This window comes from Luteimonas composti, assembly GCF_042678665.1.
GTDB lineage: Bacteria > Pseudomonadota > Gammaproteobacteria > Xanthomonadales > Xanthomonadaceae > Luteimonas > Luteimonas composti.
Genome location: NZ_JBHTKU010000004.1, coordinates 37,420 through 50,251, shown reverse-complemented (window position 1 = coordinate 50,251; position 12,832 = coordinate 37,420). Strand labels below are relative to the sequence as shown.

Genomic DNA, 12,832 nt, shown 5'->3' with positions numbered 1-12,832 from the left:
GGCGGTACGCATGGACGGGACGCTTCGGCGTCCCGTCGCGTTTCGGGGCGTTCCAGCCGCGGCGCCATGGCGTCCCGGCGCCGTGCGTGGCGGGGCCTGGCGGCAGGCCGCACAATCGGCGTTTTCCGACGGCCCCCGCGATGACCCCACGCCCCAGCGCGCTCGCGCTCACCCCGCTGCTGCTGTTTGTCGCGGTGTTCTTCGGAGCAGGGCTCTACTACTCGCTGCAGGGCGAGCCGATGGGCTTCTACCAGTTGCGCGCGCCGGTGGCGATCCTGCCGGCGCTGGCGCTCGCGGCCCTGATCGCGTGGCGGCGCGGCCTCCGCCCGGCCGAGACCCTGCTGCAGGGCATGGGCGATCCGAACATCGTGCTGATGTGCCTGATCTTCCTGCTGGCCGGTGCCTTCGCTTTCGTCTCCAAGGCGATCGGGGCGGTGGATGCGGTGGTGTCGCTGGGCATCGGCGCCCTGCACCCGGCGCTGCTGCTGCCGGGACTGTTCGTGGTGGCCTGCGCGGTCTCGCTGGCGATCGGCACCTCGATGGGGACGATCGCGGCGGTCGTGCCCATCGCCATCGGCGTGGCGGACGCGGCCGGGCTGGACCGCGCGCTGGTGGCCGGTGCCGTGGTCGGCGGTGCGATGTTCGGCGACAACCTGTCGGTGATCTCGGACACGACCATCGCCGCCACCCGCACCCAGGGCGCGCAGATGCGCGACAAGTTCCGCGAGAACTTCAGGATCGCGCTGCCCGCGGCGCTGCTGACCATGGTGCTGCTCGGTTTCGCCGGCGATCCCGCGCCGGTGGAGCCCGAGGTCGCCGCGTCGGCCTGGCTGGCGCTGCCCTACCTGCTGGTGCTGGTCCTGGCGCTGGCCGGGCTGGACGTGCTGCTGGTGCTGGGCCTGGGCCTGGCGCTGGCGGGCGGGTTCGGCCTGCTGCTGGTCGAGGACTACGACCTCGCCCAGTATGCGGCCGACATCTGGACCGGGTTCGAGGGCATGGTCGAGATCCTGCTGCTGTCGCTGCTGATCGGCGGCATGGCCGGGCTGATGAAGGCCAGTGGCGGCCTGGCCTGGCTGGCAGGAGTGATCTCGGGATTTGCACGCGGCCGGCGCGGGCGCCGGCCCGGCGAGTTCAGCATCGCCGCGCTGGCCACCGCCGCCGACATGGCGACGGCCAACAATACGGTCGCGATCCTGGTCGGCGGCAGCGTGGCCCGCGACATCGCCCGGGAACACGGCATCAGCCCGCGCCGCGCGGCCAGCGTGCTCGACATCTTCGCCTGCGTGCCGCAGGGGCTGTTGCCCTATGGCGCGCAACTGCTGCTGGCCGCGTCGCTGGCAACGGTGTCGCCCGTCGCCCTGGCCGGCAAGGTCTGGTACTGCTGGCTGCTGGCCCTGGTCGCGGTCGGCTTCATGGCCTGGCCGTCGCGCCCGGCACCGGGCGAGGAGGGGAGCGGACCGCCGGCCTGAGCCTGGCGGCGGCGCAAGAAAAAGGCGCCCGCAGGCGCCTTTTCCTCACGCCGGGCTGAGCCCGGTCAGTCGCGCGACTGCAGCTTGGCCAGCAGCCGCAGGAACTCGACGTACAGCCACACCAGGGTGACCAGCAGGCCGAAGGCGCCGTACCATTCCATGTACTTCGGCGCGCCGTGCTCGACGCCGCTTTCGATGAAGTCGAAGTCCAGCACCAGGTTGAGCGCCGCGATGACGATCACGAACAGGCTGAAACCGATGCCGACGATGCCGTTCTCGTGGATCATCGGGATGTCCTTGCCGAACATGCGCAGCACGATCGTCGCCAGGTAGACCAGGGCGATGCCGCCGGTGGCCGCGACCACGCCGAGCTTGAAGTTCTCGGTGGCGCGGATCAGGCCGCTGCGGTAGGCGAACAGCAGGGCGAACAGGGTGCCGAAAGTCAGCATCACCGCCTGCATCACGATGCCGTCGTAGAACTGGTTGTACAGCGCGGAGATCGCGCCGAGGAAGAAGCCCTCCACCAGCGCGTACAGCGGCGCGGTGACCGGCGACCACTCCTTCTTGAACGCGGTGACGATGGCCAGCACCAGGCCGCCGATGGCGCCGCCCCAGACGTAGACCGAGAAGCCCGGGGCCGGCGTGCCATCCGGGCCCAGCGCCTGGTTCCAGGCGAAAGCCGCGGTAAGCACGGTCAGCAGCAGCAGGAAGCCGGTCTTGTTGACCGTGCCGTTGAGGCTCATCGTCTCCGCGTCGCGCGAGACGACGGTGCCGCTGCCGAGGTCGAGGAAGGTGGAATCTTTGAGTACCGGATTGCCGCTGCGCATGGAGGTGCCCTGTCCGCTCGAAACCGGCGTTCAGGATACACGCAAGCGGCGTGGCGACCGCGTCGCGCGGCGCGACCGCGTTGACACCGGCGGCCCCCCTCCGGACAATGGCCGGCTTCTCCGGGCATGCCCGGGGAAAATCGGTTCGACCGCCCGTCACCGGCCGGGGTATAGCGCAGTCTGGTAGCGCGCCTGCTTTGGGAGCAGGATGTCGGGGGTTCGAATCCCTCTACCCCGACCATCCGTCCCGTCCGGGACAGCTATCATGCGCCCAGGCGCCCGTAGCTCAACCGGATAGAGCACCGGCCTTCTAAGCCGGTGGTTGCAGGTTCGAGTCCTGCCGGGCGCGCCACGCATCGCGATGCGGCGGCGGGGGTCGACCGAAACGGGGAATCCGTGCCTGGCTCGGGTATCCTGTGCGTGTTTGCTGTGGTGGCTGTAGCTCAGTTGGTTAGAGTCCTGGATTGTGATTCCAGATGTCGGGGGTTCGAGTCCCCTCAGCCACCCCACTTTTTTTGTGTCATCCGCGGCGAAGGCATTGCCGCACGGCGTGCATCTGGTTACACTGCGCGCCCGCTTTTCGGGGCCGTTAGCTCAGTTGGTAGAGCAGCTGACTCTTAATCAGTAGGTCCAAGGTTCGAATCCTTGACGGCCCACCAGTTCACGGAACGCCCGGCTTCGGCCGGGCGTTTCCGTTTCCGGGCGGCGCTCGCGCGTGGCCCGGCATAAGATGCGCGCATTGCGAAAGTGGCGGAATTGGTAGACGCCCTGGATTTAGGTTCCAGTGCCGCAAGGCGTGGGGGTTCGAGTCCCCCCTTTCGCACCAGCCTGCCGGCGGCGGGCGGCAGCATTGGCGTGTCGCGAGCGCTCGCGAGGGCAAGCCTCGCAGGCTCGTCGGCTTTACGCCTGCCCCGATCGTTACGCTCGCGCTGCGCGCGCAATCGGGCCGTGGCGGGGAGGCCTTCGGCGCCACGGCTGTCTGCGTCCGCAGGTCCGCCCGGCCGGAGGGAAATACCTCACGAATGCGGTGTCCGTCGATCAGGCCCGGCCGGTCGCAGTGGCCCGCGATTCCTTCGCCGGCGAAGGGGGCGGGAGGGTGACGGCCGGTCGTGCGCGGATCAATTAAGCGCAAACGCTGGCGGCCAACCCCCGATTCCGCCAAAATATCCCGTTCCGCCGGCCGTCGCCGGCCTGCCGCCGGCAGGCCTGGGATCCCGGCTCCCCATACGATCAGCAGCGCCGGCGGACGCCGTGCGGCAGGAGTGAGTCAATGCAAGTGTCGGTCGAAACCCTGGGCAGCCTCGAGCGCCGCCTGACCTTCCGTCTGCCGTCCGAGCGGCTGCAGAGCCAGGTGGGCGGCCGCCTGCGCGAGATCGCGCGCACCGCCCGCATCAAGGGCTTCCGCCCCGGCAAGGTCCCGGCGAAGGTGATCGAGCAGCGCTACGGCGAGCAGGTGCGCGCCGAGGTGCTCGACGGCCTGCTGCGCGAGGGCTTCGACGAGGCCGTGCGCAGCAACGAGCTGCGCCTGGCCGGCCAGCCGAAGATCGAGCCCAGCCAGGAAGCCGCCGAGGGTGAGCTGGCCTACGTGGCGACCTTCGAGGTGGTGCCCGACTTCGGCGAGATCGACGTCTCCAAGCTCGCGGTCGTGCGCCACACCTCCGAGGTCACCGAGGAGGACATCGACCGCATGATCGAGAACCTGCGCCAGCAGCGCCGCAGCTGGAGCGTCGTGACGCGTCCGGCCCAGGCCGGCGACGCGGTCGAGGTCGAGACCTGGTCGCAGGCTGGCGACGAGCGCATCCCCGCCGAGGGCGTGGAGCGCGGCGTGACGGTGGTCGGCTCGGGCGGCATGTTCAAGGGCATCGAGGATGCGCTCGCCGGCCTGGCCGCGGGCGAGGAAAAGACGGTCGAAGTCGAGTTCCCGGCCGACTGGCGCGTGCCCGCGCTCGCCGGCAAGACCGCGACCGTGCACCTGAAGGCCGTGCAGGTCTCCGAGCAGCAGTTGCCCGAGGTCGATGCCGCGTTCATCAAGAGCTTCGGCGTCAAGAGCGGCCAGCTCGAGCAGTTCCGCGGCGACATCCGCACCAACCTCGAGCGCGAGCTCAAGGGCGCGCTGATGAACCGCCTGCGCCGCGAGGTCGGCGAGCAGCTGGTCGCGGCCTACGCGCATGTCGAGCTGCCGCCGCGCCTGGTCGAGAACGAGGCGCGCGCGCTGCTGGCGCAGCAGGTCGAGCAGGTCCGCCGCAGCGGCCGCGACCCGGGCCAGGTGCCCGAGGACGCGCACCAGGGCTTCATGGACGCCGCGCGCAAGCGCGTCCTGGTCGGCCTGCTGGTGGGCGAGGTCGCCCGCCGCAACCAGCTGCGCCTGGATCCCAAGCGCCTGAACGAGCACCTGCGCCTGATCGCCTCGACCTACGAGGAGCCGCAGCAGGTCATTGACTTGTACCGCAACGATCCCCAGTTGATGTCCGGACTGCAGAACCGGGTGATGGAGGAGCAGGTGATCGACTGGATCGCCGAGCGCGCCCAGCACACCGAACAGCAGCTGACGTTCCAGGAAGCCATCACGCCGTAAGCCGGGTTTGCGCCCGGCCGCGGCCGCGGCGAACCCCCCGGGCCGGCCATGCGCCGGCCCACGACCCCGCAAGCGAGAGCACGATCCATGAGCAGCTACGAGACCAAGGCCCTGAACCTCGTGCCGATGGTGGTCGAACAGACCAGCCGCGGCGAGCGCGCCTACGACATCTACTCGCGGCTGCTGAAGGAGCGGGTGATCTTCCTGGTCGGCGGCATCGACGACTACATGGCGAACGTGATCGTCGCCCAGCTGCTGTTCCTCGAGGCCGAGAACCCCGAGAAGGACATCAACCTGTACATCAACTCGCCCGGCGGCATCGTCACCGCGGGCATGGCGATCTACGACACCATGCAGTTCATCAAGCCCGACGTGAGCACCATCTGCGTCGGCCAGGCCGCCAGCATGGGCGCCCTGCTGCTGGCCTCCGGCGCGGCCGGCAAGCGCTACGCGCTGCCCAACTCGCGGGTGATGATCCACCAGCCGCTGGGCGGCTTCCAGGGCCAGGCGACGGACATCGACATCCACGCCCGCGAGATCCTGTCGATGAAGCAGCGTCTCAACGAGATCCTGGCCCGCCACACCGGCCAGGCGATCGAGACCATCGCCGCCGACACCGAGCGCGACAACTTCAAGAGCGCCGAGGCCGCCCGCGAATACGGGCTGGTCGACCAGGTGCTGGAACGGCGCCCGGAAGAGTCGATCCAGTCGGCGTAAGCGTCTGATCCAAAACGAAAACGGTGTGCCGGTGGCGTGGTCCTTGCGCCGCCGGACGCTGTGCTATTCTCGACCCGTGACCGCACCAGCAAGACAGATCCGTTCATGACCGAAGACCGTCAGGGCCGCACCGGCGACAGCAGCAAGATCCTCTACTGCTCCTTCTGCGGAAAGAGCCAGCACGAGGTGCGCAAGCTGATCGCGGGCCCGAGCGTGTACATCTGCGACGAATGCGTCGAGCTGTGCAACGACATCATCCGCGAGGAACTCGAGGAAAAGGCCCAGTCGGCGCGCAGTTCGCTGCCCAAGCCGAAGGAGATCCTCGAGGTCCTGGACCAGTACGTGATCGGGCAGAACCGCGCCAAGCGCACGCTCGCCGTCGCGGTCTACAACCACTACAAGCGCATCGAGAGCCGCAGCAAGAACGACGACGTCGAACTGGCGAAGTCGAACATCCTGCTGGTCGGTCCCACCGGTTCGGGCAAGACCCTGCTGGCCGAGACCCTGGCGCGCCTGCTCAACGTGCCGTTCACGATCGCCGACGCCACCACGCTGACCGAAGCCGGCTACGTGGGCGAGGACGTCGAGAACATCATCCAGAAGCTGCTGCAGAAGTGCGACTACGACGTCGAGAAGGCGCAGCAGGGCATCGTCTACATCGACGAGATCGACAAGATCTCGCGCAAGAGCGAAAACCCGTCGATCACCCGCGACGTGTCGGGCGAGGGCGTGCAGCAGGCGCTGCTCAAGCTGATCGAGGGCACCACCGCCAGCGTGCCGCCGCAGGGCGGGCGCAAGCATCCGCAGCAGGAATTCCTGCAGGTCGAGACCCGGAACATCCTGTTCATCGTCGGCGGCGCCTTCGCCGGCCTGGACAAGATCATCCAGCAGCGCAGCACCGAGGCCGGTGGCATCGGCTTCGGCGCCAAGCTCAAGAGCAGCGAGCGCAAGACCGACACCGGCAAGGTGCTGGCGGACGTCGAGCCCGAGGACCTGATCAAGTTCGGCCTGATCCCCGAATTCGTCGGCCGCCTGCCGGTGGTCGCGACGCTCGAGGAGCTCGACGAGGCCGCGCTGATCAAGATCCTCACCGAGCCCAAGAACGCGATCAGCAAGCAGTTCCGCAAGCTGTTCGAGATGGAGGGCGTGGAACTCGAGTTCCGCCCCGACGCGCTGAGCGCGATCGCCAAAAAGGCGATCAAGCGCAAGACCGGCGCGCGCGGCCTGCGCACCATCGTCGAGTCGGTCCTGCTGGACACCATGTACGAACTGCCCTCGCTCGAGAACGTGAGCAAGGTGGTGGTGGACGAGTCGGTGATCGAGCACAAGTCCGAGCCCTACCTGATCTACCAGACCCCGCCGGCCGCGCCCAAGGTCGCCTCGGCGGAGTAGGCCGGTCCCGGTCGCGGCGGCCAGCCGCGACCCTTCCCCGGGAGAGCCCGGGACGGCCGCGCCCGCGCAGGGCGCTGTCCCTTCCTGAATCGAGTGCGCGGCGGCTGCCGCGCCCGGCATCCCCGTGCCCGGCCATCGCCCCCGCACCCGCCTGCGCCGTCCGAGCCCCGCGCAGGCCCGCCGGCCCGCCGCGTTGCATTGCGGTGCTTGCATCGCCCGCCGCCGGGCCCCATAAACCCGTGGAGGGCGGCTGCCGCCGCCCGGCTCCCGCCCCCGCCGTATCCTGGAACCCGCAATGACCGATCGACCCCGTAGCGAATCGCTGGAACTGCCCGTCCTGCCCCTGCGCGACGTGGTGGTGTTCCCGCACATGGTGATCCCGCTGTTCGTGGGCAGGGACAAGTCGATCCGCGCGCTGGACCTCGCGATGGAGGGCGACAAGCGCATCCTGCTGGTGGCGCAGAAGTCCGCCGAGACCGACGATCCCGAAGGCGACGACCTCCACGCGATCGGCACGCTGGCCCAGGTGCTGCAGTTGCTCAAGCTTCCCGACGGCACCATCAAGGTGCTGGTGGAAGGCGTCTCGCGCGTGGCAGTGGGCCAGGTGCGCGAGGTCGACGGGACGCTGGCCGGCGTGGGCAAGGTGATCGAGCCGGTGGACAGCCGCGACGAGCGCGAGGTCGAGGCGATCGCCCGTTCGCTGGTCTCGCTGTTCGAGCAGTACGTCAAGACCAACCGCAAGCTGCCGCCGGAGCTGATGCAGACGCTGTCGGGCATCGACGAGCCGGGCCGCCTGGCCGACATCGTCGCCGCGCACCTGGGCGTGCGCCTGGCCGAGAAGCAGCGCCTGCTCGAAACCGTCGACACCGCCGAGCGGCTGGAGCTGCTGGTCGGCCTGGTCGACGGCGAGATCGACGTGCAGCAGATGGAAAAGCGCATCCGCGGCCGGGTGAAGTCGCAGATGGAGAAGTCGCAGCGCGAGTACTACCTCAACGAACAGATGAAGGCGATCCAGAAGGAGCTGGGCGAGATCGACGACGCGCCCAACGACCTGGACGAGATCGCGCGCAAGATCGCCGAGGCGGGCATGCCCAAGGCGGTCGAGGCCAAGGCGAAGAACGAGTTCAACAAGCTCAAGCAGATGTCGCCGATGTCGGCCGAGGCCGCGGTGGTGCGCAACTACTTGGACTGGCTGCTGGGCGTGCCGTGGAAGAAGCGCAGCAAGGTGCGCAAGGACCTCAAGGTCGCGCAGGACACGCTGGACGCCGACCACTACGGCCTGGAGAAGGTCAAGGAGCGCATCCTCGAGTACCTCGCGGTGCAGGGGCGCGTGCAGAAGATGAAGGGCCCGATCCTGTGCCTCGTCGGTCCGCCCGGCGTCGGCAAGACCTCGCTCGGCCAGTCGATCGCCAAGGCCACCAACCGCAAATTCGTGCGCATGGCGCTGGGCGGCGTGCGCGACGAGGCCGAGATCCGCGGCCACCGCCGGACCTACGTCGGTTCGATGCCGGGCCGCATCGTGCAGAACCTCAACAAGGCCGGCACGAAGAACCCGCTGTTCGTGCTTGACGAGATCGACAAGATGTCGATGGACTTCCGCGGCGATCCGTCCTCGGCGCTGCTGGAGGTGCTCGACCCCGAGCAGAACCACACCTTCAACGACCACTACCTGGAGGTCGACCTCGACCTGTCGGAGGTGATGTTCATCGCCACCTCCAACTCGCTCAACATCCCCGGCCCGCTGCTCGACCGCATGGAAGTGATCCGCATCCCCGGGTACACCGAGGAGGAGAAGATCAGCATCGCGATGCGCTACCTCGTGCCCAAGCAGATGAAGGCCAACGGCCTGAAGGCCGAGGAGATCGCGATCGCCGCCGACGCGATCCAGGACATCGTGCGCTACTACACACGCGAGTCCGGCGTGCGCAACCTCGAACGCGAGATCGCCAAGATCTGCCGCAAGGTGGTCAAGCAGATCGCGCTCGCGGGCCCGAGGAAGGGCAAGGCCAAGGCGGTCAAGGTCGGCGCCGACAACCTCGATGCCTACCTCGGCGTGCGCCGCTTCGACTTCGGCCGCGCCGAGCAGGACAACGAGATCGGCATGGTCACCGGCCTCGCTTGGACGGAGGTGGGCGGCGACCTGCTGCAGATCGAGTCGACCCTGGTGCCGGGCAAGGGCAACCTCATCCTCACCGGCCAGCTGGGCGACGTGATGAAGGAATCGGCATCGGCCGCGCTCAGCGTGGTGCGGGCGCGCACCGAGCACCTGGGCATCGAAGTCGATTTCCTGCAGAAGCACGACGTGCACGTGCACGTGCCGGATGGCGCGACGCCGAAGGACGGTCCCAGCGCGGGCATCGCGATGACGACGGCGCTGGTGTCCACGCTGACCAAGGTGCCGGTGCGCGCCGAGGTGGCGATGACCGGCGAGATCACCCTGCGCGGCAAGGTGACGGCGATCGGTGGCCTCAAGGAAAAGCTGCTCGCCGCGCTGCGAGGCGGGATCACGACCGTGATCATCCCCGAGGAAAACCGCAAGGACCTCGCTGATATCCCCGCCAATGTCACCGACCACCTGAAGATCGTGCCGGTGAAGTGGATCGACGAGGTGCTCGACCTGGCGCTGGAGCGCCCGCTGTCATCAAAACCGGCCGCGAAGGCGGAAAAGCCGTCCGTTCGCGCGCCGGTGGTGCGCCGCCGCAAGGACAAGGCCGCGCGGCCGAGCGTCAAGCACTGATGTGCTCTCGCGTCCCGCTGCAGTCGCAGCGGGACGCTTCATGAGCGTCGCCGGGCTCGCCCCGGTTCGTCGCCAGCCCTGCAACAGCGTCTTGTCTCCGCGCGTTTTGAACGCGTTCACGGAACGCGGGCACTTCACGTGGAGGTGAATCGGCTGTCGTATTCGGCGCCGCCTCCGCGTAAAATGCCGCGGATTCGTCAAAGCATCCTCACGGCCAGGCGGCGTGGCGGGACCCCCCGTCGACAAGCCTGGTCCCCAGCAAGGCGGACCATGGGTCCGCAACGGAGTGTCCAACATGCCAGTGAACAAGAGTGAATTGATCGACCAGGTCGCCGAGAAGGCGGGGCTGTCCAAGGCCGACGCCGGCCGCGCGCTCGACGCGGTGCTCGACTCGGTGACCGCGGCGCTCAAGCGCGGCGACTCCGTCAACCTGGTCGGCTTCGGTTCCTTCTCGGTCAAGGCCCGTGCGGCGCGTACCGGTCTGAATCCGCGCACCAAGGAAGCCATCGAAATCCCGGCTTCCAACAATCCTGCATTCAAGGCTGGCAAAGCGCTGAAGGATGCCGTAAACTAATCGGCTCCTGAGTTCCCCCGGTCGCCTAGTGCGATTTACCTAGTGCCAGGGTGCTTAGCTCAGCGGTAGAGCGTCTCCTTTACACGGAGAGGGTCGGGGGTTCGAAACCCTCAGCACCCACCAGGCAACGGGGCGCGGGCCGCAGGAAAGGTTTCGAGTTTCAAAGCGCGGAGCGGTAGTTCAGCTGGTTAGAATGCTGGCCTGTCACGCCGGAGGTCGCGGGTTCGAGTCCCGTCCGCTCCGCCATTCGATACGAAAGACCCCGCAGCGATGCGGGGTCTTTTTTTATGCGCGTCTCCCGGGCTGCGCTCCGTGCCCTGACGTGTGCGGCGCGAACATCGTCCAAGCCCGCGCTGCCGGTGGTTCGCGCCCGGTGCGGCCGTACCACAGGCGCTCATCGCCGGGGTTACTTGCGCGACGGGGCGCGTTCCGCGGCTCCGTGGGCCGCCCCCCGGCGCCGGAGCGGTTAGACTGTGCGGCTACGTCCCGGCTCCGCTTGCCCATGCTGCAGACTCTCAGAGACAAGATGTCCGGCTGGATCGCGATCTGCATCGTCGCGCTCCTCGCCATTCCGTTCGCGTTCTTCGGCATGGAGCAGTACCTGTTCCAGAGCGGCGCCAACTACGCCGCCAAGGTCGAAGTGCAGCCGTCCTGGTGGCGCAGCGCGCCCGACTGGTGGCTGGTGCGCCGCCTGGCCTGGGAGTCCGAGGAAATCAGCCCGGAGGAGTTCCGCGATGCGTTCGAGAACGAGCGCCAGCGCCGCCGGCAGCTCGAAGGCGAGGCCTTCGACGCGCGGGCCTTCGAATCGCCCGAGACCAAGCGCGAAGTGCTCGAGGCGCTGATCGATCGCCGCGTGCTCAAGCTCGCCGCGGTGCGCGACGGCATGGTGGTCGGCGATTCGCGGGTGCGCGAGGCGATCGAGGGCATCCCCGCGTTCCAGGTGGACGGCCGCTTCGACGAGCAGCGCTACCTGATGACCCTGCAGGCGCAGGGCTATTCGCCGCGCGGGTTCCAGGAGATGGTGCGCGAGGACCTGCAGGCCGGGCTGCTGGCCGGGCAGGTCGCCCGTTCGGCCTTCGTCACGTCCGCCGAAACCGAGCGGCTGATGGCCCTGTTGTCCGAGCGCCGCGACGTCGCCCTGGTGGTGTTGCCCGCGCCCGCGCCGGACACCGGCGCGGTGACGGGCGCCGAGATCCAGGCCTGGTATGACGCGCACAGCGGCGAGTACCGCGCTCCCGAGCGCGTGACGCTGGAGTATGTCGAGCTCGACTCGAGCGCGCTGCCTCCTGCGGCCGAGCCCGACGAGGCCTCGCTGCGCCAGCGTTACGAGCAGGAAAAGTCGCGCTTTGTCGAGCCCGAACAGCGCCTGGTCTCGCACATCCTGGTGCCGGTGGAAGAGGGTGCCGACGAGGCGACCGTCCAGGCGGCCGAGGCGAAGGCGCGCGGGATCGCGCAGCAGGCGCGGTCGGCCGGCGCCGACTTCGCGGAACTGGCGCGCGCCAATCCCGGGGATCCGGGTTCGGCGGCCAACGGCGGCGACCTGGGCTGGATCCGGCAGGACGGCAGCATGGTCAAGCCGTTCGAAGACGCGGTGTTCGCGGCCGCAGCCGGGACCGTCAGCGATCCGGTCCGCAGCCCGTTCGGCTGGCACGTGATCCAGCTGCGCGAGGTGCGCGCCGGCCAGCAGGTGCCGTTCGAGCAGGTGCGCGACGCGCTGGCGCAGGAACAGGCCCAGGCCGACCGCGAACGCGCGTTCAACGACCTGGTCGGCGGCTTCGTGGACGAGGTCTATCGCAACCCCACCGAGCTCACCGCCGCGGCGAAGAAGGCCGGCCTGGAGGTGCGCACCGCCGGTCCGATCGCGCGGGGCGAGGGCGAAGGCGTGCTCGCCGTGCCCGCGGTGCAGCGCGCGGCGTTCTCCGAGAGCCTGGTGCAGGACAACACCGCCAGCGATCCGATCGAAGTCGCTCCCGACCGCAGCGTGATCATCCGGGTCACGCGCCACGAGCCGGAGCGGGCGTTGACCCTGGCGGAAGCGCGCGACCGCGTCGTCGCGGCCATCCGCGCCGACCGCGCCGCCAAGCGCGTGCAGGCGCAGGCCCAGGAGATGGTGGAGAAGCTCCGGGCCGGCGAATCGCTGCAGTCGCTGGCCGACGCGGCCTCCCTGCAGCTGCAGGACATCAAGGGCATGCCGCGCGGCGCGCCGGTGCCCTCGGAGACGGCGGCCGAGGCCTACTTCAGCGCGCCGGCGCCGGAGGAAGGCAAGGTCTCGCCGGGCCAGGTGGCGCTCCCGGACGGCAGCGTGGTCGTGTTCGCGGTGGCCAAGGTGATCCCGGGCGACGCGTCGGAAGCCAGCGACGTCGAGCGCGACATGTTCCGCCAGCAGATGGCGGCCGTGATCGGCGGCGAGGACGCGCAGACCCTGCAGCGCGCCCTGCGCCAGCAGATGAAGGTGACGGTGGTGGAGTCGCGGCTGTAAGCGCCTGCCACCGCCCACGAAAAAGCCCGGCCTGAGGCCGGGCTTTTTTTGCCGGGACCCGT

8 protein-coding genes and 7 tRNA genes are annotated in these 12,832 nt (G+C 68.9%); 14 read left to right on the top strand and 1 reads right to left on the bottom strand.

The window, feature by feature from the left end; genetic code table 11:
• Positions 1 to 140 precede the first annotated feature (140 nt).
• Positions 141 to 1,469: a Na+/H+ antiporter NhaC family protein gene (locus tag ACFQ2D_RS12235; protein ID WP_280943882.1), complete on the top strand. Its 1,329-nt coding sequence runs from the start codon at positions 141 to 143 to the stop codon at positions 1,467 to 1,469.
• A 65-nt stretch (positions 1,470 to 1,534) separates the two neighbouring features.
• Here the strand turns inward: ACFQ2D_RS12235 and ACFQ2D_RS12230 are convergent, their stop codons facing one another.
• Complete coding sequence (locus ACFQ2D_RS12230; protein WP_280943881.1) at positions 1,535 to 2,296, bottom strand: Bax inhibitor-1/YccA family protein; 762 nt, start codon at positions 2,294 to 2,296, stop codon at positions 1,535 to 1,537.
• A 164-nt stretch (positions 2,297 to 2,460) separates the two neighbouring features.
• Here ACFQ2D_RS12230 and ACFQ2D_RS12225 point away from each other — a divergent pair.
• From ACFQ2D_RS12225 to ACFQ2D_RS12165, 13 genes are all read left to right on the top strand, one after another.
• Positions 2,461 to 2,537, top strand: a tRNA-Pro gene (locus ACFQ2D_RS12225).
• A gap of 34 nt (positions 2,538 to 2,571) precedes the next feature.
• Positions 2,572 to 2,648: transfer RNA gene (locus ACFQ2D_RS12220), tRNA-Arg, on the top strand.
• Between the two features lie 80 nt (positions 2,649 to 2,728).
• A tRNA-His gene (locus ACFQ2D_RS12215) sits at positions 2,729 to 2,805 on the top strand.
• A 74-nt stretch (positions 2,806 to 2,879) separates the two neighbouring features.
• Positions 2,880 to 2,955, top strand: a tRNA-Lys gene (locus ACFQ2D_RS12210).
• An 82-nt stretch (positions 2,956 to 3,037) separates the two neighbouring features.
• A tRNA-Leu gene (locus ACFQ2D_RS12205) sits at positions 3,038 to 3,122 on the top strand.
• A gap of 444 nt (positions 3,123 to 3,566) precedes the next feature.
• Positions 3,567 to 4,871, top strand: a complete 1,305-nt coding sequence (gene tig, locus ACFQ2D_RS12200) for a trigger factor (RefSeq protein WP_280943880.1) — start codon at positions 3,567 to 3,569, stop codon at positions 4,869 to 4,871.
• Positions 4,872 to 4,958: 87 nt separating this feature from the next.
• On the top strand, positions 4,959 to 5,588 hold the full coding sequence (clpP, locus tag ACFQ2D_RS12195) for an ATP-dependent Clp endopeptidase proteolytic subunit ClpP (protein ID WP_280943878.1): 630 nt from the start codon (positions 4,959 to 4,961) through the stop codon (positions 5,586 to 5,588).
• Between the two features lie 105 nt (positions 5,589 to 5,693).
• The gene (clpX, locus tag ACFQ2D_RS12190) at positions 5,694 to 6,980 is read left to right on the top strand and encodes an ATP-dependent Clp protease ATP-binding subunit ClpX (protein ID WP_280943877.1); all 1,287 of its coding nucleotides are present in this window, start codon (positions 5,694 to 5,696) and stop codon (positions 6,978 to 6,980) included.
• Between the two features lie 295 nt (positions 6,981 to 7,275).
• The gene (gene lon / locus ACFQ2D_RS12185) at positions 7,276 to 9,717 is read left to right on the top strand and encodes an endopeptidase La (protein WP_280943876.1); all 2,442 of its coding nucleotides are present in this window, start codon (positions 7,276 to 7,278) and stop codon (positions 9,715 to 9,717) included.
• A gap of 295 nt (positions 9,718 to 10,012) precedes the next feature.
• Positions 10,013 to 10,291: an HU family DNA-binding protein gene (locus ACFQ2D_RS12180; protein ID WP_280943875.1), complete on the top strand. Its 279-nt coding sequence runs from the start codon at positions 10,013 to 10,015 to the stop codon at positions 10,289 to 10,291.
• A 48-nt stretch (positions 10,292 to 10,339) separates the two neighbouring features.
• Positions 10,340 to 10,414 (top strand) — tRNA-Val (locus tag ACFQ2D_RS12175).
• 46 nt (positions 10,415 to 10,460) lie between these two features.
• Positions 10,461 to 10,537: transfer RNA gene (locus tag ACFQ2D_RS12170), tRNA-Asp, on the top strand.
• 256 nt (positions 10,538 to 10,793) lie between these two features.
• A complete protein-coding gene (locus ACFQ2D_RS12165) occupies positions 10,794 to 12,770 on the top strand; it encodes a SurA N-terminal domain-containing protein (protein WP_280943874.1) in 1,977 nt (658 codons plus the stop codon).
• Positions 12,771 to 12,832: the final 62 nt, after the last annotated feature.